Origin of the sequence: Mycobacterium sp. IS-2888 (assembly GCF_001954215.1) — a bacterium.
Taxonomy (GTDB): domain Bacteria; phylum Actinomycetota; class Actinomycetes; order Mycobacteriales; family Mycobacteriaceae; genus Mycobacterium.
This window is the reverse complement of record NZ_MBET01000066.1, coordinates 150,857-175,118: the sequence shown is the minus strand read 5'-3', so window position 1 is coordinate 175,118 and position 24,262 is coordinate 150,857. Positions and strand designations below refer to the sequence as shown.

Annotated in this window: 26 protein-coding genes; 15 read left to right on the top strand and 11 right to left on the bottom strand. The window is 66.3% G+C overall.

Annotated elements, in window-relative coordinates; all coding sequences use genetic code 11:
* Positions 1-7: 7 nt before the first annotated feature.
* The gene (gene ipdA, locus A5745_RS12380) at positions 8-892 is read right to left on the bottom strand and encodes a cholesterol ring-cleaving hydrolase subunit IpdA (RefSeq protein ID WP_076116200.1); all 885 of its coding nucleotides are present in this window, start codon (positions 890-892) and stop codon (positions 8-10) included.
* Positions 889-1,647, bottom strand: coding sequence for a (7aS)-7a-methyl-1,5-dioxo-2,3,5,6,7,7a-hexahydro-1H-indene-carboxyl-CoA hydrolase (echA20, locus tag A5745_RS12375; protein WP_076064193.1), 759 nt, complete (start codon positions 1,645-1,647; stop codon positions 889-891). The genes ipdA and echA20 overlap by 4 nt, the downstream gene beginning before the upstream one ends.
* Before the next feature lie 56 nt (positions 1,648-1,703).
* Here echA20 and A5745_RS12370 point away from each other — a divergent pair, with 56 nt between their 5' ends.
* Together A5745_RS12370 and A5745_RS12365 are read left to right on the top strand one after the other, a co-directional pair.
* The gene (locus tag A5745_RS12370; protein WP_175879814.1) at positions 1,704-2,489 is read left to right on the top strand and encodes an SDR family oxidoreductase; all 786 of its coding nucleotides are present in this window, start codon (positions 1,704-1,706) and stop codon (positions 2,487-2,489) included.
* A gap of 25 nt (positions 2,490-2,514) precedes the next feature.
* On the top strand, positions 2,515-3,420 hold the full coding sequence (locus tag A5745_RS12365) for an SDR family oxidoreductase (protein WP_076116199.1): 906 nt from the start codon (positions 2,515-2,517) through the stop codon (positions 3,418-3,420).
* Here A5745_RS12365 and A5745_RS12360 read toward each other — a convergent pair.
* The 4 genes from A5745_RS12360 to A5745_RS12345 are packed head-to-tail and all read right to left on the bottom strand — an operon-like array spanning position 3,417 to position 5,898.
* Positions 3,417-3,869 (bottom strand): nitroreductase family deazaflavin-dependent oxidoreductase, encoded by a 453-nt coding sequence (locus tag A5745_RS12360; RefSeq protein ID WP_076116198.1) that lies wholly within the window; start codon positions 3,867-3,869, stop codon positions 3,417-3,419. The two genes, A5745_RS12365 and A5745_RS12360, sit on opposite strands and share 4 nt — an antisense overlap.
* 2 nt (positions 3,870-3,871) lie before the next feature.
* The gene (locus tag A5745_RS12355) at positions 3,872-4,327 is read right to left on the bottom strand and encodes a nitroreductase family deazaflavin-dependent oxidoreductase (RefSeq protein ID WP_076064198.1); all 456 of its coding nucleotides are present in this window, start codon (positions 4,325-4,327) and stop codon (positions 3,872-3,874) included.
* Between the two features lie 20 nt (positions 4,328-4,347).
* On the bottom strand, positions 4,348-4,734 hold the full coding sequence (locus A5745_RS12350) for a hypothetical protein (protein ID WP_076064200.1): 387 nt from the start codon (positions 4,732-4,734) through the stop codon (positions 4,348-4,350).
* The gene (locus A5745_RS12345; protein WP_076064202.1) at positions 4,735-5,898 is read right to left on the bottom strand and encodes a steroid 3-ketoacyl-CoA thiolase; all 1,164 of its coding nucleotides are present in this window, start codon (positions 5,896-5,898) and stop codon (positions 4,735-4,737) included.
* 160 nt (positions 5,899-6,058) lie between these two features.
* Here A5745_RS12345 and A5745_RS12340 point away from each other — a divergent pair, with 160 nt between their 5' ends.
* From A5745_RS12340 to A5745_RS12315, 6 genes are read left to right on the top strand one after another with little or no spacing between them, the layout of a single operon-like run.
* The gene (locus A5745_RS12340) at positions 6,059-7,312 is read left to right on the top strand and encodes a cytochrome P450 (RefSeq protein WP_076064204.1); all 1,254 of its coding nucleotides are present in this window, start codon (positions 6,059-6,061) and stop codon (positions 7,310-7,312) included.
* Positions 7,312-8,325, top strand: a complete 1,014-nt coding sequence (locus tag A5745_RS12335) for an acyl-CoA dehydrogenase family protein (protein WP_076064206.1) — start codon at positions 7,312-7,314, stop codon at positions 8,323-8,325. Before A5745_RS12340 ends, A5745_RS12335 begins: the two co-directional genes overlap by 1 nt.
* Entirely contained in the window at positions 8,316-9,479 is a 1,164-nt protein-coding gene (fadE29, locus tag A5745_RS12330) for an acyl-CoA dehydrogenase FadE29 (RefSeq protein ID WP_076064207.1), read from the top strand. The genes A5745_RS12335 and fadE29 overlap by 10 nt, the downstream gene beginning before the upstream one ends.
* Positions 9,476-10,429, top strand: coding sequence for a bifunctional MaoC family dehydratase N-terminal/OB-fold nucleic acid binding domain-containing protein (locus tag A5745_RS12325; protein WP_076064209.1), 954 nt, complete (start codon positions 9,476-9,478; stop codon positions 10,427-10,429). The genes fadE29 and A5745_RS12325 overlap by 4 nt, the downstream gene beginning before the upstream one ends.
* Positions 10,426-10,827 carry a MaoC family dehydratase gene (locus A5745_RS12320; protein WP_076064344.1) on the top strand — a complete coding sequence of 134 codons (402 nt, stop codon included), beginning with the start codon at positions 10,426-10,428 and terminating at the stop codon, positions 10,825-10,827. The genes A5745_RS12325 and A5745_RS12320 overlap by 4 nt, the downstream gene beginning before the upstream one ends.
* Entirely contained in the window at positions 10,827-11,996 is a 1,170-nt protein-coding gene (locus A5745_RS12315) for a lipid-transfer protein (RefSeq protein ID WP_076064211.1), read from the top strand. Before A5745_RS12320 ends, A5745_RS12315 begins: the two co-directional genes overlap by 1 nt.
* 91 nt (positions 11,997-12,087) lie before the next feature.
* Here the strand turns inward: A5745_RS12315 and A5745_RS12310 are convergent, their stop codons facing one another.
* The 4 genes from A5745_RS12310 to kstD form a co-directional block, all read right to left on the bottom strand.
* Entirely contained in the window at positions 12,088-13,035 is a 948-nt protein-coding gene (locus tag A5745_RS12310) for an adenylate/guanylate cyclase domain-containing protein (RefSeq protein ID WP_076064212.1), read from the bottom strand.
* A 142-nt stretch (positions 13,036-13,177) separates the two neighbouring features.
* A complete protein-coding gene (locus A5745_RS12305) occupies positions 13,178-14,941 on the bottom strand; it encodes a cyclic nucleotide-binding and patatin-like phospholipase domain-containing protein (RefSeq protein ID WP_076116197.1) in 1,764 nt (587 codons plus the stop codon).
* Between the two features lie 80 nt (positions 14,942-15,021).
* Positions 15,022-15,882 (bottom strand): MaoC family dehydratase, encoded by an 861-nt coding sequence (locus tag A5745_RS12300; RefSeq protein WP_076116196.1) that lies wholly within the window; start codon positions 15,880-15,882, stop codon positions 15,022-15,024.
* A 1-nt stretch (position 15,883) separates the two neighbouring features.
* Positions 15,884-17,575 (bottom strand): 3-oxosteroid 1-dehydrogenase, encoded by a 1,692-nt coding sequence (kstD, locus tag A5745_RS12295; RefSeq protein WP_076116286.1) that lies wholly within the window; start codon positions 17,573-17,575, stop codon positions 15,884-15,886.
* A gap of 72 nt (positions 17,576-17,647) precedes the next feature.
* On the opposite strand from kstD, the gene A5745_RS12290 reads away from it, so the two are divergent.
* The 7 genes from A5745_RS12290 (at position 17,648) to A5745_RS12260 (ending at position 23,908) form a co-directional block, all read left to right on the top strand.
* Positions 17,648-18,433, top strand: a complete 786-nt coding sequence (locus tag A5745_RS12290) for a 2-keto-4-pentenoate hydratase (RefSeq protein WP_076116195.1) — start codon at positions 17,648-17,650, stop codon at positions 18,431-18,433.
* A gap of 44 nt (positions 18,434-18,477) precedes the next feature.
* Entirely contained in the window at positions 18,478-19,392 is a 915-nt protein-coding gene (locus tag A5745_RS12285; RefSeq protein ID WP_076116194.1) for an acetaldehyde dehydrogenase (acetylating), read from the top strand.
* Positions 19,389-20,429 carry a 4-hydroxy-2-oxovalerate aldolase gene (dmpG, locus tag A5745_RS12280; protein WP_076116193.1) on the top strand — a complete coding sequence of 347 codons (1,041 nt, stop codon included), beginning with the start codon at positions 19,389-19,391 and terminating at the stop codon, positions 20,427-20,429. The genes A5745_RS12285 and dmpG overlap by 4 nt, the downstream gene beginning before the upstream one ends.
* A 33-nt stretch (positions 20,430-20,462) precedes the next feature.
* The gene (locus A5745_RS12275; protein WP_076116192.1) at positions 20,463-20,762 is read left to right on the top strand and encodes a hypothetical protein; all 300 of its coding nucleotides are present in this window, start codon (positions 20,463-20,465) and stop codon (positions 20,760-20,762) included.
* A gap of 88 nt (positions 20,763-20,850) precedes the next feature.
* A complete protein-coding gene (locus A5745_RS12270; RefSeq protein ID WP_076116191.1) occupies positions 20,851-21,978 on the top strand; it encodes a hypothetical protein in 1,128 nt (375 codons plus the stop codon).
* A gap of 2 nt (positions 21,979-21,980) precedes the next feature.
* On the top strand, positions 21,981-22,763 hold the full coding sequence (locus A5745_RS12265; protein ID WP_076064222.1) for an SDR family oxidoreductase: 783 nt from the start codon (positions 21,981-21,983) through the stop codon (positions 22,761-22,763).
* Positions 22,763-23,908 (top strand): sulfotransferase, encoded by a 1,146-nt coding sequence (locus A5745_RS12260; protein ID WP_076116190.1) that lies wholly within the window; start codon positions 22,763-22,765, stop codon positions 23,906-23,908. Before A5745_RS12265 ends, A5745_RS12260 begins: the two co-directional genes overlap by 1 nt.
* On the opposite strand, the gene A5745_RS12255 is transcribed toward A5745_RS12260, so the two are convergent.
* Positions 23,909-24,199, bottom strand: a complete 291-nt coding sequence (locus A5745_RS12255) for a hypothetical protein (protein ID WP_254848556.1) — start codon at positions 24,197-24,199, stop codon at positions 23,909-23,911.
* Positions 24,200-24,262 lie beyond the last annotated feature (63 nt).

Genomic DNA, 24,262 nt, shown 5'->3' with positions numbered 1-24,262 from the left:
TCCCCGCTCATGACGACGCCTCCTCCGTGAACGCGCGCACGGCCGCCTGGTAGTCATCTTCGCTACCCGAGAGGTAGGTCTGGACGAAGCGCTGCCAGCCGTCTTCTGTCGAGGCGGCCTCGGCGTAGTGTCGCTGGAACTTCTCGTCCCGCCCGTAATCCGGTGCGGCGGTGGTGAAGTGGGCCCCGCCGGGCGCCTCTACCACCGCGTCGACCATCATCCGGTTCACCAGCAGCGCCTGCGGTGGCACCGCCTTGATCAGCTCGTCGGTCGGCACGACACGTTCCACCGACAGGTAGCGCCGCTCGGCGGCCATCAGGAAGAGATCGTCGAAGTAGGGGTCGATGCCGGTGTAGGCCGCATTGCCTTGACTATCACCGAGATTGAGGTGCACGAATGCGGCGTCCAATCGCAATGCGGGCATGGCGATCAGGGTCTCGTGTCCGCCGCCCGGGGCGGGGTACGGGCTGGTTACGGTCCGCAATTCGCCTTCCCAGAAGTCGGGCACCGAGCTGCCCAGCCCCGCGCGGATCGGCAGGAACGGCAGCCGCTGCGCCGCCGCCTGCAGCCCGCAGCGCAACATGCCCTCGTCCATTTCCCGGGCTTCGATCGCGCCGGCGGTGCGCGCCTTGGCGAACCACGGATCGTAGAACGGCGGCGAATCCAGCGAGACGAACCCGTAGTACACGCGCTTGACCTTGCCCGCAGAACACAGCAGCCCCAGGTCGGGGCCACCGTAGGTGACCACCGTCAAGTCCGTGATCTCGGTACGCAGCATCGCGCGCACGAAGGCCATCGGCTTGCGCCGCGACCCCCAGCCCCCGATGCCGATCGTCATGCCGCTGCGCAATTGCGCGACCGCCTCGTCCAGCGTCGTCCTTTTGTCGCTCACTCCTTCTTGCCCTTCGCTGTTCCGGCGAACGCGTCGCGGTGCTCGTCGGACACCCCGGCGAGGTTGAGCTCGAAGGTAAAGCCTTGCTCCATGCGATAACTCGAGTTGACCCGTTGCACGTCGATCAAGTTGAGCGCCTCCTTCGCCGCCCGGATCACCCGCGTGTCCTTGGCGGCGATGTCGCGCGCCACCCGCAGCGCGGCCTCGTCCAATTCCTCCCGCGGCACCACCTCGTGCACCGAGCCGAAGTGGTGCAGGGTGGCGGCATCGACGGTGGCCGCTGTGAAGAACAGGCGCCGCATCAGGTGCTGGGGCACCAGCCTCGACAGGTGGGTGGCCGCCCCGAGCGCACCGCGCTCCACCTCCGGGAGCCCGAAGGTCGCGTCGTCGGAGGCGACGATGACGTCGGAGTTGCCGACCAGGCCGATGCCGCCGCCGACGCAGAATCCGTTCACGGCCGCGATCACCGGCACCGCGCATTCGTAGACCGCGCGAAAGGCAGCGAAGCAGCCGCGGTTGGCGTCGATGAGCGCGGTGAATCCCTCGGTGCGCTGCATTTCCTTGATGTCGACGCCGGCGTTGAAGCCGCGCCCCTCGGCCCGCAGGATCACCGCATGAGTGGCGTTATCGGCGCCGGCGGCCGTGATGGCATCGGCGAGTTCGAACCAGCCCTGCGACGGGATGGCGTTGACCGGCGGGTAGTCCACGGTGACGGCGACTATGCCGGGTTCCGTGGTGGTGGATGTGATCGTCATTGGCACTTCCTGGTGGGCGGTTACCTAAGCAAGCACTTGCTTGGTACGCTAGCACAGTGACTCACGCCGAAGCAGCCGACGGTATCAACCTAGGGCTGGCCGGGCGGGTGGTGTTGGTCACCGGCGGCGTGCGAGGCGTAGGCGCCGGTATCAGTTCGGTTTTCGCCGAACAGGGCGCCACCGTGATCACCTGCGCGCGCCGCGCCGTCGAGGGCGTGCCCTACGAGTTTCACCCGTGCGACGTGCGCGACGAGGAGGCCGTCAAGTCGCTGATCGACTCCATCCTCGACAAACACGGCCGGTTGGACGTGGTCGTCAACAACGCCGGAGGGTCGCCCTACGTGCCGACCGCGGAATCCAGCCCCAAATTCAACCGCAAGATCATCGAGCTCAACCTCATTGGTGCGCTGCTGGTTTCGCAGTTTGCCAACGACAAGATGCAGGACCAGCCGGGCGGCGGGTCGATCGTCAACATCTGCAGCCTGTCCGGCCGGCGGCCGTCGCCGGGCACCGGCGCATACGGGGCGGCCAAGGCCGGCCTGGAGAGCCTGACGCAGACACTGGCGGTGGAATGGGGACCCAAGGTGCGGGTCAACGCCTGCGTGGTCGGGATGGTGGAAACCGAACAGGCCGACCTGTTCTACGGCGACGCGGAGTCGATCGCCGCGATTTCGAAGAACGTGCCGTTGGGCCGGCTGGCCAAGCCGGCGGATGTCGGTTGGGCCGCAGCGTTTTTGGCCTCGGACGCGGCGTGCTACATCAGCGGCGCCTCGTTGGAGGTGCACGGCGGCGGCGAGCCACCGCACTATCTGGCCACCACGAACGCGAGCTCGATCAAGTAAAGATCCAGTAGAGGAGATAAGGCATATGGGAGTGGTCGACGGCCGAGTCGTCATCGTCACCGGCGCGGGAGGCGGTATCGGGCGCGCGCACGCGCTGGCCTTCGCAGCCGAGGGCGCGCGCGTCGTCGTCAACGACATCGGCGTCGGCCTGGACGGGTCGCCCGCCGGGGGAGGCAGCGCCGCGCAGGGTGTGGTCGACGAGATCACCGCGGCCGGTGGCGAGGCCGTCGCCGACGGATCCAACGTCGCGGACTGGAATCAAGCGGCCGGCCTCGTCCGGACCGCCGTCGAAACCTTTGGCGGGCTCGACGTTTTGGTGAACAACGCCGGCATCGTGCGCGACCGGATGATGGCCAACACCAGCGAGGAGGAGTTCGACGCCGTCATCGCCGTGCACCTCAAGGGCCACTTCGCGACGATGCGGCACGCGGCGTCGTATTGGCGCGGGCTGTCCAAAGAGGGCAAAACCGTTGACGCACGGATCATTAACACCAGTTCGGGCGCCGGCCTGCAGGGCAGTGTCGGGCAGGGCAACTACAGCGCCGCCAAGGCCGGTATCGCGGCGATGACGTTGGTCGGCGCCGCCGAGATGGGTCGCTACGGCGTGACCGTCAACGCCATCGCACCGTCGGCCCGCACCCGCATGACCGAGACCGTCTTCGCCGAGATGATGGCGACGCAGGACCAGGATTTCGACGCCATGGCGCCGGAGAACGTCTCGCCGCTGGTCGTCTGGTTGGGCAGCGCCGAATCACGCGACGTCACCGGGAAGGTGTTCGAGGTCGAGGGCGGCAAGATCCGCGTCGCCGAGGGCTGGGCACACGGACCGCAGATCGACAAGGGTGCGAGATGGGAGCCCGCCGAACTAGGGCCGGTGGTGGCCGACCTGCTCGCCAAGGCGCGACCGCCGGTCCCGGTTTACGGCGCCTAGCGCGGTTCGCACACCACCAACGGAATCACCCGGTCCGCGGCCTCGCGGTACTTGCGGTAGGGCGGATACATCCGCATCAAGGGCGGCCAGTAGCGGTCGCGTTCGGAGTCCGTTGCGTCCCGGGCGACCAGGTCCAGGCGTTCACCGCGAATCTGCACCCGCACCTCGGGGTCTTCTTTCAGGTTGCGGTACCACAACGGGTGCTCGTCGCGCCCAACGAACGACGCCGGCAGGATCACCCGATCACCGTCGCGCAGGTACAGCGTCGCGGTGGTTCGCGGCTCGCTGGACGCGCGGCCGGTCGTCGTCAGCAGCGCCGCCGGAAGCCACAACAGCTTCGCGCCGATCCTGCCGTCAGTCCTGCGATATGCCCAAATATGGGCACGCGCAAAGTATTTGAGCAACAGCGCGACCGGGCGGGAATTGCGGATCCGGTGTCGGCTCGGCAACGCTAGGGGTCGCAGATGACGATCGGGATGGTCCGGTCGGTCCAGGACTGGTAATCGTCGTAGGACGGATACATGTCGACCAATTTGGGCCAGTACTTGGCGCGCTCTTCGTCGGTGGCATCCCGCGCCGTCAGGTCGAGCACCTCTTTTTTGATCTGCACCTGAACCTTGGGGTTGGCCTTCAGGTTGAGGTACCACATCGGGTTTTTCGCGGAGCCGCCCTTGGACGCCGCGACCACCACCCGGTCACCGTCGCGCAGAAAGTACAGCGGGCTCACGCGCGGCTCGCCGGTCTTGCGGCCAGTGGTGGTCAGCAGGGCGACCGGAATCTTCTGGAATGTCCCGCCAAGGCCCTCTCCGCCGTTGCGGCGGTACATGAATGTATTGAGGCGCGACATCCACTTGATCAGGAAGTCGGTGTAGGGCGTATTCAGAAACCGCGGCGGTGATTTTGGCATGACGTCATCCTAGAGACCCGTTAGCGCTTGATGAATGGGTGGAAGCGAACCCTGACGTGCTGTATTTCGGCGCGGCCGCTAGCGCTTTCGGCGGGGATCACGAACGTTTCGTCAACCCGGGCAGCGAGCCGCCTGCGGCCGAAGCCCGCCTTGGTCACCACGTCGTACGCCGCGTGCACCTCGTCGCCGGTGATGCGGTAATCCGGCGGCGTGGTGTCGGCGATGACCCAATACTGCGGGCCGCGATTCAGGCTGCGTCGCAAGTGATTCCCGGAGAATCCGTTCTTCACTCCCTGCTCGATGCGGGTGCAGCGAGCGGCGAACGGAACACTGTCGCCGTCATGGCTGACGAGCGCGTCGATGTACGCCTGCGCCGCGGCGATGCGGCTTTCCTCGGAGACAACCACCTAGATGCGTTCGATGATGGTGCCGGTGGACAGGGCGCCCCCGGCGCACATCGTGATCAGGGCCGTGCTCTGATCGGTGCGCTCCAGTTCGTGCAGTGCAGTGGTGATCAGCCGGCTGCCGGTGCTGCCCACCGGATGTCCGAGCGCGATCGCGCCGCCGTTCACGTTCACCCTGGCCATGTCGGGCTCGTGGACCCGCGCCCAGGACAGCACCACCGAGGCGAACGCCTCGTTGATCTCGGTGAGGTCGATGTCGCCGATCTTCATGCCGGCCTTCTCCAGCACCTTTGCCGTCGACTGCACCGGTCCGTCCAGGTGGTAGTAGGGCTCGGCGCCGACGAGCGCCTGGCTGACGATCCGGGCACGTGGCCGCAGCCCGAGCGCCTTGGCTTTGTCCTCGTCCATCCACAACACCGCGGCCGCACCGTCGGAAATCTGCGACGAGGTGCCCGCCGTGTGGATCCCGCCCTCGATGACCGGCTTGAGCTGGCTCAGGCCCTCGAGGGTGGTGTCGCGCAGGCCCTGGTCCCGGGAGACCATGTGGCGGTCGCTGGTGGGCTGCTTTTGCTCGTCGAGGACCGGTGCCTCGATCGGCGAGATTTCCCGGTCGAAGCGGCCCTCCTCCCAGGCCCGCTTGGCGCGCAGTTGCGACTCGAACCCCCAGGCGTCGATGTCCTCGCGGGTGATGCCGCGGCGCTTGGCGATCCGCTCGGCGGCGGTGAACTGGTCGGGCAGATCGATGTCCCACGACGCGGGCCGCAGGATGGTCCGGTCCGGACCCGCATTGGCGCCCAGGCCGACGCGGCTCATGGCCTCGATTCCGCACGCGATGCCGATGTCGATGGCGCCCGCGGCGATCAGGCCCGCGACGAGGCCGTTGGCCTGCTGGCTGCTGCCGCACTGGCAGTCCACGGTGGTGGCGCCGACGTGCTCCGGCAGGCCGGCGACGAGCCAGCTCACCCGCGTGATGTTGTTGGACTGCTCGCCGAACTGCGTGACGCAACCGCCGACGACCTGCTCGACGTCGCCGGCGTCGATGCCGGCCTTTTCAACCAGGGCCTTTTGCACCGCGCCCAGCAGCTCGGTGGCGTGCAGTCCTGACAGCCATCCGTTGCGCTTGCCGATCGGGCTGCGGGTGGCTTCAACGATTACCGGGTTACCCATGGGGTCAGGCTAGAACACGTTTCATTACTCTGACAAGCGAGGATGCTTGGGCGCCTTTTGTCTGCGGTGGAGGCATGTTTTACTGGCACCAGAGCATCACTAGGACAGCTAGTGTCCTGGGATCGCAGGTCATCGAGGACTGCAGTGAAGGAGAATTAGCGTGCCCAGCCCCAATCTTCCGCCCGGGTGGGATTTCACCGACCCCGACGTCTACGCCGAGCGGATTCCGGTCGAGGAATTTGCCGAGTTGCGGGCAACTGCGCCCATCTGGTGGAACGAACAAGCGCCCGGTACCGGCGGCGGGTTCCACGACGGCGGCTATTGGGCGATCTCCAAGCTCAACGACGTCAAGGAAGTGTCGCGGCGCAGTGACGTCTTCTCCAGCTTCGAAAACTGCGTGATCCCGCGGTTCCAGAACGACATTCCGCGCGAGAACATCGACATGCAGCGGGCGGTCCTGCTCAACATGGACGCGCCGCACCACACCCGGCTGCGCAAGATCATCTCCCGTGGCTTCACGCCGCGCGCGGTCGGACGCCTCGAGGCCGAACTCAGGGAACGCGCCCAGAAAATCGCCAAGACCGCGGCGGCCGCGGGGTCGGGTGACTTCGTCGAGCAGGTGTCCTGCGAGCTGCCGCTCCAGGCGATCGCCGGCTTGCTCGGCGTGCCACAGGACGACCGCGACAAGATCTTCCGGTGGTCGAACGAGATGACCGGCAACGATGATCCGGAGTACGCGGACATCGACCCGCAGATGTCGTCGTTCGAGTTGATTTCGTACGCGATGAAGATGGCCGAGGAAAAGGGACGCAATCCCGGCGACGACATCGTGACTCAACTGATCGAGGCCGACATCGACGGGGAGAAGCTCTCCGACGACGAATTCGGCTTCTTCGTGGTGATGCTCGCGGTGGCAGGCAACGAGACCACCCGCAACTCCATCACCCAGGGGATGATGGCGTTCGCCGAATTCCCCGACCAGTGGGAGCTTTACAAGAAGGAGCGCCCGGAGACCGCCGCCGACGAGATCGTGCGGTGGGCCACCCCGGTGACCTGCTTCCAGCGCACCGCGCTCGAGGACTACGAGCTGTCGGGCGTGCAGATCAAAAAAGGCCAGCGGGTGCTCATGTTCTACCGTTCGGCCAACTTCGACGAAGAGGTCTTCGAGGACCCGTTCACCTTCAACATCCTGCGGAATCCCAACCCGCACGTCGGTTTTGGCGGCACCGGTGCGCACTACTGCATCGGCGCCAACCTGGCCAAGATGACCATCAACCTGATCTTCAACGCGGTGGCGGACCACATGCCCGACCTGAAGCCGATCTCGGCGCCCGAGCGACTGCGGTCGGGCTGGCTCAACGGCATCAAGCATTGGCAGGTCGACTACACCGGCAAGTGCCCGGTGAATCACTGATGGACTTCGACCTCAGCGCCGAGCAAAACGCGGTCGCCGACGTCGTCACGTCGGTGCTCGACCGCGAGATCTCGTGGAGCGCTTTGGTTGACGGCGGCGTGACGGCGTTGCCGGTGCCGGAACGGCTGGGCGGCGACGGCGTGGGTCTGCCCGAGGTCGCGACGGTGCTCACCGAAGTCGGCCGCCGTGGCGCCATCACCCCGGCGCTGGCCACGCTGGGCCTCGGCGTGGTGCCGCTGCTCGACCTGGCGTCCGACGAACAGCAGGACCGTTTCCTTGCCGGAGTCGCCAAGGGCGGCGTGTTGACCGCGGCGCTGAACGAACCCGGCGCGGCGCTGCCCGACCGGCCGGCCACCACCTTCGTTCATGGGGGGTTGTCGGGCACCAAAGTCGGTGTGGCCCATGCCGAACAGGCGGACTGGATCATGGTGACGTCCGACAGCGCGGTCGTCCTGGTGTCGCCGAAGGCGGACGGGGTGCGGCTGGTTCGCACGCCGACGTCGAACGGTTCGGACGAGTACACGGTCACGTTCGCCGACGTCGCCGTTCCCGACGGCGACATTCTGGCGGGCGCGACGGCGCGCCGAGTCAATCAGCTGGCGTTGGCCGCGATCGGCGCATACGCCGACGGGCTGGTCGCCGGGGCGCTGCGGCTCACCGCCGACTACGTGGCCAACCGCAAGCAGTTCGGCAAGCCGCTGTCCACCTTCCAGACGGTGGCGGCGCAGCTGTCCGAGGTCTATATCGCCTCGCGCACTATAGATTTGGCCGCCAAGTCGGTGGTCTGGCGACTGTCCGAAGGCCGCGACGCCGACGACGACCTCGACGTGCTCGGTTATTGGATCGCGTCGCAGGCGCCGCCGGTGATGCAGACGTGTCATCACCTGCACGGCGGGATGGGGATGGACATCACGTACCCGATGCACCGCTACTACTCGACGATCAAGGACCTGGCACGGCTACTGGGCGGACCTTCTCATCGCCTCGACTTGGTGGGAGCGCAATGTTCATAGACCTCACGCCCGAGCAGCGTCAGCTGCAAGCGGAACTACGGGAATACTTTTCGACCCTGATCTCGTCCGACGAGATGAAGGCGATGGAGCAGGACCGGCACAACGAGGCCTATCGCGCCGTGATCCGGCGAATGGGCAAGGACCGCAAGCTCGGGGTCGGATGGCCAAAGGAGTTCGGGGGCTTGGGCTTTGGCCCGATCGAGCAGTCGATTTTCGTCAACGAGGCGCACCGGGCCGACGTGCCGCTGCCGGCGGTGACGTTGCAGACCGTAGGGCCGACACTGCAGGTCTTCGGCAACGAGATGCAGAAGAAGAAGTTCCTGCCCGCGATCCTGGCCGGCGAGGTCCACTTCGCGATCGGCTATACCGAACCCGAGGCGGGAACCGACCTGGCTTCCCTGCGGACCACGGCCGTCCGCCACGGTGACGAGTACATCGTCAACGGCCAGAAGATCTTCACCACCGGCGCGCACGATGCCGACTACATCTGGCTGGCGTGCCGCACCGATCCGGAAGCCGTTAAGCACAAAGGCATTTCGATCCTCATCGTCGACACGAAGGATCCCGGCTACTCCTGGACGCCGATCATCCTGTCCGACGGTGCCCACCACACGAACGCCACGTACTACAACGACGTGCGGGTGCCCGCCGACATGCTGGTCGGCGAGGAGAACGGCGGATGGCGGCTGATCACCACGCAGCTCAACAACGAGCGGGTGATGCTCGGCCCGGCGGGCCGGGTAGCCGGTATCTACGACCGCGTGCACGCCTGGGCTTCGAAGCCCGGAAGCGACGGTGTTACGCCGATCGATCACCAGGACGTCAAGCGGGCGCTCGGCGAGATCCACGCGATGTGGCGGATCAACGAGTTGCTCAACTGGCAGGTGGCAGCCGCAGGCGAGGACATCAACGTGGCCGACGCCGCGTCGACGAAAGTCTTTGGTACCGAGCGCATTCAGTACATCGGCCGGCTCGCCGAGGAGATCGTCGGCAAGTACGGCAACCCCGCGGACTCCGACACGGCCGACCTGCTCAACTGGCTGGACTCGCAAACCAAGCGCAACCTGGTGATCACCTTCGGTGGAGGCGTCAACGAAGTCATGCGTGAGATGATCGCGGCCGCTGGCCTCAAGGTGCCGAGGGTGCCCAGATGACCGATATCCAGGAAGCCGTCGCGCAGATCAAGGCCGCCGGCAGCAGTAAACCGCGCGCGGCCCGCGATCCGGTGAATCAGCCGACGATCAACAACTGGGTGGAGGCACTGGGCGACCGCAACCCGATCTACACCGACGAGGCCGCGGCCCGGGCCGCCGGTCACCCGGGAATTGTCGCACCGCCGGCAATGATTCAAGTCTGGACGATGTTCGGCCTGGGCGGCGAACGTCCGAAGGACGATCCGCTCGGCCCGATCATGCAACTGTTCGACGACAACGGCTACATCGGTGTGGTGGCCACCAACTGCGAGCAGACCTATCACCGCTATCTCCAGCCCGGCGAGGAAGTCAGCATCACCTCTGAGATGGGTGACGTGGTCGGGCCCAAGCAGACCGCGCTGGGCGAAGGTTTCTTCGTCAACCAGCACATCATCTGGCGGGTCGGCGACGAGGACGTCGCCGAGATGAACTGGCGCATCCTCAAATTCAAGCCGCGCGAGTCGTCGGAGTCCTCCGGCTCGGTGCCTGACGACCTCGATCCCGACACCATGATGCGCCCCTCGATGTCGCGGGACACCGCATTCTTCTGGGAGGGCGTCAAGGCGCACGAGCTGCGGATCCAGCGCCGGCCGGACGGCAGCCTGCAGCACCCGCCGGTGCCCGCGGTGTGGCAGGACAAGGCCGAGCCGATCGACTACGTGGTGGCCAGCGGTAAGGGCACCGTATTCAGTTTCGTCGTGCACCACGCGCCGAAGGTGCCGGGCCGCACGCTGCCGTTCGTCATCGCCCTCGTCGAGTTGGAGGAAGGCGTGCGGATGCTGGGCGAGCTGCGCGGCGCCGACCCGGCCGCGGTGGCGATCGGAATGCCCGTTCGCGCAACCTATATCGACTTCCCGGCCGGTGAGACGGGGCCGGAGTGGACCCTCTACGCGTGGGAGCCCGCGGCATGAGTGCACCGGTGATTGAGGTGGGCACGAAGCTGCCCGAGCTGAAGCTACACGGCGATCCGACGTTCATCATCTCGACGGCCCTGGCCACCCGCGACTTCCAGGACGTGCACCACGACCGCGACAAGGCGCAGGCCAAGGGCTCGAAGGACATCTTCGTCAACATCCTCACCGACACCGGGCTGGTGCAGCGCTACGTCACCGACTGGGCGGGGCCGTCGGCGCTGATCAAGTCGATCGGACTGCGACTGGGCGTGCCGTGGTACGCCTACGACACCGTGACATTCTCCGGTGAGGTGACCGCCGTGGACGACGGCCTGATCACCGTAAAGGTGGTGGGCAGCAACAGCCTTGGCGACCACGTCGTCGCCACAGCCACGCTCACGATGGGGGACGCCTAGTGTTGTCGGGTAAAGCTGCGATCGTCGGCATCGGGGCCACCGACTTCTCGAAGGACTCCGGCCGAAGCGAGCTGCGCCTGGCCGCCGAGGCGGTGCAGGACGCCCTCGATGATGCCGGCCTGAGCCCGGCCGACGTCGACGGGCTGACCACGTTCACGATGGACACCAACACCGAAATCGCCGTCGCGCGTGCGGTCGGCATCGGCGAGCTGAAGTTCTTCTCCAAGGTCCACTACGGCGGCGGAGCCGCGTGCGCGACCATCCAGCACGCGGCGATGGCCGTCGCGACCGGAGTGGCCGATGTCGTGGTGGCGTATCGGGCATTCAACGAGCGCTCCGGCATGCGGTTCGGCCAGGTTCAGTCGCGGTTGGTGGGTGACGCTGGCGCCCAAGCCGATTCGACGACGGCGGACAATTCCTTCTCCTATCCCCACGGGCTGTCCACGCCGGCCGCGCAGGTGGCGATGATCGCCCAGCGGTACATGCATCTGTCCGGCGCGACCAGCCGGGACTTCGGCGTCATCTCGGTGGCCGACCGCAAGCACGCGGCCAACAATCCCAAGGCCTACTTCTACGAGAAGCCGATAACCATTGAGGACCACCAGAATTCGCGGTGGATCGCCGAGCCGTTGCGGCTGCTGGACTGCTGCCAGGAAACCGATGGCGCGGTGGCGATCGTTGTGACGTCCGCGGAGCGTGCGCGGGACCTCAAGCAGCGGCCGGCCGTCATCGAGGCGGCGTCGCAGGGTTCCAGCCCGGACCAGTACACGATGGTGAGCTACTACCGCCCGGAGCTGGGTCTGCCCGAGATGGGTCTGGTTGGCCGGCAGTTGTGGCAGCAGTCCGGGCTCAAGCCGTCGGATATCCAGACCGCTGTCTTGTACGACCACTTCACCCCGTTCACCCTGATTCAGTTGGAGGAGTTGGGGTTCTGCGGCAAGGGTGAAGCGAAGGACTTCATCGCCGGCGGTGCCGTCGAGGTCGGCGGCCGGCTGCCCATCAACACGCATGGCGGCCAGCTCGGTGAGGCCTACATCCATGGGATGAACGGCATCGCCGAGGGTGTGCGGCAGTTGCGCGGCACCTCCGTGAACCCGGTGCCCGACGTCGAGCACGTGTTGGTCACCGCGGGGACGGGCGTCCCGACGTCGGGCCTCATCCTCGGCTAGCTTTCTCGGTGCCGAATGTGCGGCCAGCCGCACGTTCGTGGTTGAGCGTGCGTCCAGCCGCACGTTCGGCGCAAGGGGAGGCAGCGGCCGGCTAGCAGCGGCCGACAACCGGGAACACTGTCTCGGTCCCGCGTCGGCCCTTGATCTCCACCTGCTGGGAGTGGCCCCAGACGTATTGCGCCTCGACGGCGGCATGCACGCCGGCGCTAACCATCACGTCCGCATACCCGGCGCGCCCGGCAATGCCTGCCAGCCGGAACGCCACGTTGGTCGCGTCGCCGATGACGGCCGTGACCGTTCTTGTCATCGCCGCGATCGCGGCCCGGCCCTGCACCACGCCCCAGCCCATGCGGATCGGCGAGCCGTCCGGCGCCCGCAGCGGCAGCGAGGGCCCGAGTTCCTCGACCCTCCGGTTCGCGGCGAGCGCGAAGTCGATCGCGAGCTCGTTGGCCGCGGGAATCGTCCGCAGTTCCCAGACCGCGTACAGTGCGTCGCCGGCGTAATGGTTGAGCGTGCCGCGGTGGGCGCGCAGGACGCGGCCGAGTTCGTGCCAAAGGTAGTTCAGGCTCCGGGCGATCACCTGGTTGTCGGTGACTTCGGAGATCGTCGAGTAGTTGGTGATATCCCCGACCACCATCACCATGGTCTCCTCGACGATCCGCGTCAGGGTCGGGCTGGTGTTGGTCACCCCGACGGCATTGAACCGGTCCGATCGGAAGGTGAGTACGACGTCGCCCACCGAGATCCGGTCGTCGGGCTTGATCGGGACCTGTACGGCGCGCTCGAGCGGCATGCCGTTGAGCAACGTCCCGTTGGTGCTGGTGTCGATGAGGTAAGCCCGGTCGGTGGTGACGTCCAAGCGAATCTCGAGGTGGTTACGCGAGATGTTCGGGTCGGGGATAACAAGTCGGCGTTGTTCGTCGATCCCGGCGCACTGACGGCCGACGAACAGTTGATCGAAAATCGGCACGCTCACGTCGGCGCCGTTTATGCGCATGTCGAGATGGGCCTGTGGCTTGTCCCACCAATCGGAGCGCATCGCTTACCAACCTAGCCGCGCTGGAACGGCCGCGTGCCGTGTCGCGAGCGAGACCCCGCGTTGTCTGCCCCGCCCGGCTTGACGACCTAGTGCACACACGAAGCGTCCGCCATCTGAAGAGCCGTTTGCTGCAGAGGTAATGCTACAAGCTCGAGGAGACGAGCCCAGGCTGTGCTTCCAGGGCCGCCCGGGTTGCGATCCGACCGGCATCGAGGGCGGCATCGATGTTCTTGAAGTCCAACGGGCCGATCGCCGAGACGTCTGGCTCGATGATCGCCGCAACCCGGGGAAGCTCGCGCAGGTTTCCCTTCGGGGCGGCGAGTTCGACGCTGCGCAGCAAGGTCTCCTGCAGCGGTGGCAGGGCTACATCCGTGCCGGTCAGCAGGCGCCGGACGAACGCGGGAGGCTGCAGCATTGCCGGCAGCGGACCAAAGCCCTTCGATGGCACATACGTTGTCCGTAGGTCGACGCAGATGACTTCGCCATCCGGGTCGGCGCACATGATGTCGGCCGGCAGAATGTTCATCAGTCCACCGTCGACCAGGAGCTGCTCGCGCTGTTGCACCGGCGGCAGCAGACCGGGTATCGAGATCGATGCCCGCACGGCGACCCACAGCAGCCCACGCTGATGGATGATCTGATCGCCCGTGATCATGTCCGTGGAGACGGAGAAAAACTCCCTCGGCAGGTGCTCGATCAACGTGGTGCTGCCGAAGAACCCTTCGATCAGCCGATCGACGCGCCGACCTCGGGTAAGGGCTATCGCCGGGATCGTGTAGTCGCTGACTGGCCTGGTTTCCGCGATGTGCTCTCGCGCCGCGGCGGTCGCCTCTCGGGCGTCGATCCCCAGCGCGAAGGTTGCCGCGGCGAGGGCACCGGCGCTCGTTCCGCCGAACCTGTCGATGACGATGCCCGCCCGGGTGAGCTCCTCGTAGACGCCGTAATGCGCGAGCCCCCGAGCGCCACCACCGCCGAGCACCAGACCCAACGATCGGCCGGCGATCCTGCGGGCCAGGGCACCGATTCCGCCGTCGTCGGCCCGGTGATGAGAGACCGGTTGCAGCAGGTCCCACCAGCTGGGATCGGGCACCACGTCGCGCGTGACCAGGTGGACGGGCTTTTGCGTAACGGGTGGATCGAGCGCTTCCGGCGGACGGGCCTGATCCGCAAGGACCACGAGTCGGTCGCTTTGCGCGACGACATATCGTCGCCAGTTGTCGCCCGAGCCTCGATCGGCCACCAGCAAGACCCAATCGTTGCTGCGCTCCATCCGGTCAACGGTCTCGCTGAACGCTTCGACGAGCTCGCCGTAGTGATTGGCCGCGGCCGTAGTGTCGACGGGCGGCGCGACCACCGCGGCCTCACCGTGCGGGCCCAGGCGAGTCACGATCGTGTCGACGATCGGCGCCGCGGGCACATCCCCGGTCGACAGCACGCCGACCACCCGGCGACCCCGAGAGACGTTGGCAGATCGTGATTCCCGAAGCATCCCCGCCATCGCCCGGAACATCGCGTATTGCAGTGACGGAGCCTTCGCGAGTACCTCGGTGAACGTGTCCGCGGCGATCTTCCAGACGACGCCGTCCCGAAGGGCGCGTATTCCGGCCGATCGAGCGGCGCCGGTGATCACGCCCAGGTCTCCGACCGACTCGCCGGCCGCCATCTCACGAAACACCTGTCCATCAGGACCGACCGCCGCGAATCGCCCCGAGGCGATGACATAGAAGGCGTCGGGCGGGTCTCCCATGCGAAACAGCCACTCGTTCGCGGGAATGTACTGGCGAGCTACGGCGCTCGAGAGTCGATCGAGTTGCTCGTCCTCGATCTCAGCGAATATCGGAATACTCCGCAGTGCGGTTCGCTCATCGACCGCATGCGGTACGGGTGACTCCCGTTCGGGGCTCATGAGGTACTGCTATTGGTGTCCCGGCCCCAGGGCGGAAAGCATGTTCCGCAGTTTAGCGGTAGTTGCTGCGCGCAAAGGCGCTATGCGGGCAGAAGTTCGACGCCGCTCAGCACGACGGCGTCGTCACGCGATGGCGCGACGACGCTGGCCAGGAATCGGCCGTTCTCCTTCCAGATGCCGACCCTGAGCGTTTCGCCGGGGAACGCCACACCGGCGAAACGCGCGCCGTAGGCGGCCACCGCCCCGGCATCGCCGTCCAGCAGTGCGTCGGTGATCGCCTTGCAGGTCATGCCGTAGGTGCACAGGCCGTGCAGGATGGGCCGGGAAAAGCCTGCGGCGGCGGCGAATTCCGGATCCGAGTGCAGCGGATTGCGATCGCCGCACAACCGGTAGAGCAGCGCCTGCTGCGGCAGGATCGGCATGTCGACCTCCAGGTCGGGGGCGCGGTCCGGCGCCGCGTCAGCCGAAGACGGCCCGCGTTCCCCGCCGAATCCGCCCTCGCCGCGGGCGAAGATCGATCGCTTCTGAGTCCACAGCAGGGTGCCGTCGGGCGCGCTGACCGTCGTCTCGCTCCAAATCACCGCGGCCTTGCCCTTGTCCCAGATGTCGGTGAACCGCGTGACGGCGCGCGCGGAACCCGACGGCGGCAGCGGCCCGGGCACTTCCACCCGCTCGCTGGCGTGCAGTACCTTGCCCAGCTCGATGTCGATCCCGGGAAACTTCACCGTCGGTGGTTTGGTGGCGTGAAACGTCGCGGCCACGTTGCCGAACGTCGGTAGCACCTGGGGCGTGTCGTCGATCAGGTAGCGAAGCTCGCGGGGGTCCATCGGGTCGGCGCCGGCACCCAGCCCGAGGTGGTAAAGCTGGATATCGCTACTGACCCAAGAGAATTCGATCGGGTCCAGCTCCGCCGCCAGCGCGACGTCCACGTCAATCGGCATATCAGTTTTCTCCCGCCTGATCGGCAATGTGCAGCGCCGCCAGGTACCCGAAGGTCATCGCCGGTCCGATCGTGCCGCCGGGGCCGGGATAGGTGTGTCCCATCACCGGGGCACTGACATTGCCTGCGGCGTAAAGGCCTTCGATGATCGTCCCGTCGTCGCGCAGGGCGCGGCCGTGGACGTCGGTGCGGATGCCGCCCTTCGTGCCGAGGTCCCCTGGCACCATCTTGGCGGCGTAGTACGGCGGCTGATTGATCTCGCCGAGATTGGGATTCGGCTTGTTGGTCGGGTCGCCGTAATACTGGTCGTAGGCGCTTTCGCCGCGGTGGTAGTCCTCGTCAAGCCCCGAGCGCGCAAAGCCGTTGAACCGCTCTACCGTCGCGGCGAAGTCGGTCACGGGCAAACCGGCCTTGGATGCCAGCTCCTCCAGCGTGGCGGCCTGGATGATCACCCCGGATTCCAGCCATTTGCGTGGAATGCGTTGCCCGGGCTGCAAACCCGCGAAGATGTAGCGGTCGCGGTATCGCTGATCGAACACCAGCCACGCCGGGATGTTCTCGCCCGGCCCCGGCCCCTGGCCGAATTCCCCGCCGTACATGTGATGGCAGGCTTCGACGTACGGCATCGATTCGTTCATGAACCGCTTGCCGGACATGTTGACGATGATCGATCCCGGCGAATTGCGCTCGGAGAGGGCGAACCACGGCGCACCGACCAGCGGCACCGTCGGCCCCCACCACGCGTCTTCCATGAGATCCAATGCGGCACCGAGCTTTTCGCCGGCGATGATGCCGTCGCCGGTATTGGCCTTGGCGCCGACGGTCCATTCGGTGGTGATCGGCGCGCGCTGGTATTTCACCCGCATCTGTTCGTTGTGCTCGAATCCGCCGCTGGCCAGTATCACGCCGCGTCGGGCCCGGATCAGCTGGGGCTCAGCAGATTCTGAGGCGCTCGTGTCGCGGACGTAGACCCCACGCACCACTCCGTCCTCGACGTACAGGTCGGTGAGGGCGGTGTTGAGCAGCACGGGGACCCCGGCCCGTTGCAGACCGATCCGCAGCGGGCCGATCAGGGCCCGGCCCATACCGACCAGGTTTTTCCCGGTCGCCTTGGCCCACATCGTGCGCGCGCCGACCTTCAGGCTGCGCAGCACCCCGCGAGGGTGTCGCTTCAGCTGATTCAGCCGCACGTAGTCCTGTTGCATCACAACCACATTCAGCGGCACCTTGCCATACGCGGGCTCCAGCCCGGACTCGTCGGCGCCGAGCTTGCGGGCGTTGAACGGCTTGGGCTCGATCGAACGCCCTCCGGCGCGGCCGCCCGGGGCCTCGGGGTAGTAGTCGGAGTAGCGCGGCACCCAGCACATCTTCAGTGGCGTGTGCTTGAGCACGAACGACAGCATCTCGGGCCCGCGTTCGAGGTAGGCGTCGATGCGTTCGGGCTCGACGATATCTCCGACGATTCCGTGCAGGTAGGTGCGGGCCGCCTCGGGGGTGTCCTTCACGCCGTCGCGTCGCAGCACCTCGTTGTTCGGAATCCAGACCCCACCCCCGGACCGCGCGGTGGAGCCGCCGAAGTGGGGGGCCTTTTCGATGACTACTGTCGAAAGGCCTCGGTGCGCGGCGGCGAGGGCAGCAACCATGCCGGCTCCGCCGCTCCCGACCACGACGACGTCGTACTCCTGCGCTGTCATGTAGAACACGTTATAGAATTGCCCGGGTCGGGCGCTACTGGCCCGGTCACACGGACGAGGGGACTTCGGTAAATGCTCAGTGTTGCCACGCGCGATGAGCTGGCAGCCGACCTGGCGCAGGCCGAGCGAAGCCGTGAGGCGATCGCTCCGCTGACCGTGGCCTACCCGGACATCGACGTCGTGGACGCCTACGAGATCCAACTGATCAATATCCGGCAGCGCGTCGCCGAGGGGGCCCGGGTCCTGGGCCACAAAGTCGGACTCTCGTCGAAGGCGATGCAGCAGATGATGGGTGTCGACGAGCCGGACTACGGGCATCTGCTCGACGAGATGCAGGTGTTCGAGGACACCCCGGTCAAGGCGGGCCGCTACCTGCTGCCGAGGGTGGAGGTCGAAGTCGCGTTCATCCTGGGCGCCGACCTCCCGGGGGCCGGTTGCACCGAGGACGACGTGCTGGCGGCCACCGAAGCCCTGGCTCCGTCGATCGAACTGATCGACACCAGGATCACCGACTGGAAGATCGCGCTGTGCGACACCATCGCCGACAACGCCTCGTCGGCGGGTTTCGTGCTGGGCCAGGCCCGGGTGGCGCCGGGCGACGTCGACGTCAAGACGATCGACGCGGTGCTGACCCGCAACGGCGAGGTGATCGCCGAGGGCCGCAGCGACGCAGTGCTCGGTAACCCGGTCACCGCGGTCGCGTGGTTGTCCCGCAAGGTGGAAAGCTTCGGCGTCCGGCTGCGAAAAGGTGACATCGTGTTACCCGGATCGTGCACCCGCGCGATCGACGCACGCGCCGGAGACGAGTTCGTTGCCGACTTCACGGGCCTCGGTTCGGTCCGGTTGTCCTTCGAATAACGTCGGATTACTTTTGAACTAGTCCAAATACCAGGAGAATCGACATGCCGTCTAAGGCAAGCGTGGCCATCGTCGGGTCGGGAAATATCAGCACGGATCTGCTCTACAAGCTGCTGAGATCGGACTGGCTGGAGCCGCGCTGGATGGTGGGGATCGACCCGGAGAGCGAGGGCCTGGCCCGGGCCCGCAAGCTGGGTCTGGAGACCACCCACGAAGGCGTCGATTGGCTGCTGGCGCAGTCCGAGAAGCCCGACCTGGTGTTCGAGGCGACGAGCGCGTACGTGCACCGGGACGCCGCCCCTAAGTACGCGGCCGCCGGCATCCGGGCCATCGACCTGACACCCGCCGCCGTGGGCCCCGCAGTGATCCCGCCGGCGAACCTGCGCGAACATCTGGATGCGCCCAACGTCAACATGATCACCTGCGGCGGGCAGGCGACCATCCCGATCGTGTACGCCGTGTCCCGGGTCGTCGGCGTGCCCTACGCCGAAATCGTTGCGTCGGTGGCGTCGGTGTCGGCCGGGCCGGGCACCCGCGCGAACATCGACGAGTTCACCAAGACCACAAGCAAGGGCGTGGAAACCATCGGCGGGGCCGAGCGCGGCAAGGCGATCATCATCCTGAACCCGGCCGATCCGCCGATGATCATGCGCGACACCATCTTCTGCGCCATCCCCGAGGACGCCGACCGCGACGCGATCGCCAAATCGATCCACGACGTGGTGGCGGAGGTGCAGACCTATGTGCCGGGCTACCGGCTGCTCAACGAGCCGCAGTTCGACGAGCCGTCGATGAACTCCGGCGGCCGCGCGCTGGTCACCACGTTCATCGAGGTCGAGGGCGCGGGCGATTACCTGCCCCCGTATGCGGGAAACCTCGACATCATGACCGCGGCGGCCACCAAGGTCGGCGAGGAGATCGCCAAGGAAACGCTTTCGGTTGCGGGAGGTACACGATGACCGGCATTTGGGACGTCCGGATCACGGACACTTCGCTGCGCGACGGGTCGCACCACAAACGCCATCAGTTCACCAAGGACGAGGTCCACGCCATCGTGGCCGCCCTGGACGCGGCCGGCGTGCCGGTCATCGAGGTGACGCACGGCGACGGACTGGGCGGCTCGAGCTTCAACTACGGGTTCTCCAAGACACCCGAGCAGGAGCTGATCAAGCTCGCGGCGGAGACCGCCAAGGAGGCCAGGATCGCGTTCTTGATGCTGCCCGGAGTGGGCACCAAAGACGACATCAAGGAAGCGCAGGACAACGGCGGGTCGATCTGCCGTATCGCCACCCACTGCACCGAAGCCGACGTGTCGATTCAGCACTTCGGGCTGGCCCGCGAGCTGGGCCTGGAGACCGTCGGGTTCCTGATGATGTCCCACACCATCCCGCCGGAGAAGCTGGCCGCGCAGGCCCGCATCATGGCCGACGCCGGATGCCAGTGCGTCTACGTGGTCGATTCGGCCGGGGCGCTGGTCCTCGAAGGGGTGCGCGAGCGGGTGGCCGCACTGGTCGCCGAACTCGGGGACGACGCCCAGGTTGGCTTCCACGGGCACGAAAACCTCGGCCTGGGGGTGGCCAACTCGGTCGAGGCCGTCCGGGCCGGCGCCAAGCAGATCGACGGCAGCGTGCGCCGTTTCGGGGCCGGCGCGGGCAATGCCCCCGTTGAGGCCCTGATCGGGGTGTTCGACAAGATCGGCGTCAAGACCGGCATCGACTTCTTCGACATCGCCGACGCCGCAGAGGACGTGGTGCGGCCCGCGATGCCGGCCGAGTGTCTGCTCGACCGCAACGCGCTGATCATGGGCTACTCCGGGGTGTACTCGAGCTTCCTCAAGCACGCGGTGCGCCAGGCCGAACGCTACGGGGTGCCCGCGGCGGCGCTGTTGCACCGGGCCGGTCAGCGCAAGCTCATCGGCGGCCAGGAAGACCAACTCATCGACATCGCGCTGGAAATCAAGCGCGAGCAGGGTAGCGGTGCGGCCGTCACGCACTGACGCGGCTAATTTTGCGGGAGTAGCCTGTCGCGCATGACATCCAACACAGCGAGCCGTTCTCGCCGCGGAATCTGCGGTGTGCTCGCCGGTGGACTGCTAACTGCCGCCGCATCGGCGGTGATCGCACTGCCGGTGGCCAACGCTGATCCCCCGTGCAATCAAACGGTGGGTAATTCCATCGACGCTTACCTCCAGCGCCATCCCGACCTTCACCAGCAGCTGGAAGCCAGGTCGCGGGCGGAGGGCGGCAACGGCACGGTCCTCGACTACCTGAACCGGCACCCGGACGTGCGGCAGCATCTGATCGACCTGTCGCAGCAGTGCGTGCCGTAGTGAGCGGCAGTTGTCGTCGCGCGCCGTCGACGACGCGGGGGAATGTTCGCCATTGACGAAAAAGTAGAACACGTTCTAGCGTCTAGGCGTGTTCTCTGATCCCCTCATCGAAGCGATCGCCGAAGCGGAGAAACTCGTCGCCGCCGCGCCGCACATCGAATCCGAAGCCGACCTGCTCGAAGGACTGCAGTACCTGGCCGGCTGTATAGCCGCGTGCGAGCACCTGGCCTTCGACTACGAGCGTGACCATCCCTTCCTGCAGTCGGGCACCGGCCCCTTCACCAAGATGGGCCTGGACAACCCCGACACCCTCTACTTCGGCACGCGGGTGCATGCCGACCATGACTATGTGGTCACCGGCCGGCGTGGCACCACCACCGACCTGAGCTTCCAGCTGCTCGGCGGCGAGTACACCGACGACAACGTGCCCGCCAGCCAGGCCGCGTTCGACGACCGGGAACTCGAGATCGCCGTGGACGGCAGCTTCGAGTGGCGGGTGCGGCCGACCAGCAACGGGCAGTTGGTGATTCGTGAGGTCTACGGCGACTGGTCGGCGCAGCGCGGCACGCTGACCATCTCCAGGCTGGACACGGCCGGCACCGCGCCGCCGCCATTGACCCGGCAGACGATCGAAAAGCGTTATGCCACAGCGGGTAAGCAGCTGGTGAACCGGGTGAAGACCTGGTTGCAGTTCCCGCAGTGGTTCTACCTTGACCTCCCGGTCAACACCATGGTGCCGCCCCGGCTGACCCCGGGTGGCCTGGCAACCCAGTACTCGTCGGTGGGGCACTTCGATCTGCGGCCCGATCAGGCGCTGGTGATCACGATCCCGGTCTCGGACGCCCCGTATCTGGGCTTCCAGCTGGGCAGCCTGTGGTACATCTCGCTGGACTACATCAACCACCAAACCTCGCTGAACAACACCCAGGCTCAGGCGGATCCGGACGGCAAGGTCCGCATCGTCGTGGCCGACCAGAATCCGGGGGTGACCAACTGGGTCGAAACGCTGGGCCATCGGCGCGGTTTTCTGCAGTTCCGCTGGCAGCGGGTGTCGCGTGAACTCACCGAGGCCGACGGGCCCGCCGTAGAGGTGGTCGACTTCGACGCCGTACCGGCCGCGCTGCCGCATTTCGAGCACAACAAGATCTCCGAGGAGCAGTGGCGCGAGCGAATCGCGTTGCGCCAAAGTCAAATTGCGGCCAGGATGCTGGGGTGACGATGTCGGGCATGCTCAAACGAAAGGTCGTGGTCATCAGCGGGGTCGGGCCGGGCCTCGGCACCACGCTGGCGCACCGGTGCGCACGCGACGGCGCCGATCTGGTACTCGCGGCACGCACCGTGGAACGGCTCGAGGGCGTCGCAAAGGAGATCACCGATACCGGGCACCAGGCGCTCGCGGTGCGCACCGACATCACCGACGACGACGCGGTGAACAACCTCGTCGAGGCAACCATGGAGACCTACGGCAAGGTGGACGTGCTGATCAACAACGCGTTCCGGGTGCCGTCGATGAAGCCGTTGGCCGGCACCACATTTCAGCACATCCGGGACGCGATCGAGCTCAGCGCGCTGGGCGCGCTGCGGCTTATCCAAGCCTTCACGCCGGCGCTGGAAAAGTCGAGCGGATCTATCGTGAACGTCAACTCCATGGTCCTGCGGCACTCGCAGGCGAAATACGGCGCGTACAAGATGGCCAAGTCCGCCCTGCTGTCGATGTCGCAGTCGCTGGCCACCGAACTGGGCGAGAAGGGTATTCGCGTCAATTCGGTTGCGCCCGGATATATCTGGGGCGACACGTTGCAGTCTTACTTCGAACATCAAGCCGGCAAGTACGGCACCACGATGGACCAGATCTACCAGGCCACCGCCGCGAACTCCGACCTCAAGCGGCTGCCCACCGAGGACGAGGTGGCTTCGGCGATCCTGTTCCTGGCCAGCGACCTGTCCAGCGGCATCACCGGACAGACCCTGGATGTCAACTGCGGGGAGTACCACACCTGATGTCAGATCGCACCGATATCGGCACCGTTGACGAGTTGCACGCATCAGCCACCAAGCTGATCGGTCTGGACGACTTCGGCACCAACGACGACAACTACCTCGAAGCGCTGGAGGTCTTGCTGGATTCATACCGGCGCGAAGCGGGCCTAACGGTGTTGGGCAGCAAGATGAATCGGTTCTTCTTGCGCGGCGCACTGGTGGCCAGGCTGCTGTCCGAATCCGCGTGGAAGCAACACCCGCAGCACGCCGACGTCGCCATCGAACGGCCCATCTTCGTCACCGGGCTGGTGCGCACCGGCACCACGGCGCTGCACCGGCTGCTCGGTGCCGACCCGGCGCACCAGGGCCTGCACATGTGGCTGGCCGAGTTCCCGCAGCCGCGCCCGCCACGCGAAACCTGGGAATCAAACCCGCTGTATCGCCAGCTCGATGCGCAGTTCACCCAGCATCACGCGGAAAACCCCGGATATACCGGGCTGCACTTCATGGCCGCATACGAGCTGGAGGAGTGCTGGCAGCTGCTGCGGCAATCGCTGCATTCGGTGTCCTATGAAACCCTTGCGCACCTGCCGAGCTACTCAAAGTGGTTGTCGGAGCAGGACTGGACGCCGTCGTATCGTCGACACCGCAAGAACCTGCAATTGATCGGGCTGAACGACGCCGACAAGCGTTGGGTGCTAAAGAACCCCAGCCATCTCTTCGCGCTGGACGCCTTGATGAAGACCTACCCCGATGCACTGGTGATCCAGACTCATCGGCCGGTCGAGACGATCATGGCCTCGATGTGCTCGCTGGCTCAGCACACAGCCGAGGGCTGGTCGACGACGTACGTCGGCGCCCAAATCGGTGCCGACTCAATGGAAACCTGGTCGCGTGGATTGGAGCGATTCAATACCGCGCGTGCCAAATACGACCCTGCGCAGTTCTACGACGTCGAATACCGGGAACTGATCGCCGATCCCTTGGGAACGGTCGCCGACATCTACCGGCACTTCGGGCTGACGCTGACCGACGAGGCGCGGGCCGCCATGGAAAAAAGCCATGCCGAAAGCCAGTCCGGCGCCCGTGCGCCCAAACACACCTATTCACTGGCCGATTACGGGCTGACGGTCGACGCGGTCAAGGAGCGCTTCGCCGGGCTGTGATCAGGCGTCGATCCGCCGCGCCCCCAACCACACCCCGTCGGGGGCCCCGATCGCGCCCGCCCGCTCCCGCGCCTCGGCGAGCTCGGCCGACGCCGCGAATTGCCGTGCGGCGTCGATGTTTTCCATGTCCATGACGACGAGAACGGTGTTCGGATCGTCGCCGTCGACGTAGGTACCGGTTACCACGAGCCCATGCCGGCGCCGGGTCGCGTCCAGTTCCGGGTCGCGAAACACGTCATCCCATCGGTCGACGCTGGCTACTCGCTGCTTGACCAGCATGACTCCGGTCATGAGGACCTCCTTCGAGTAACATCTATGTCTACAGTCGTAGACATATCCACCACACTAGTGCGG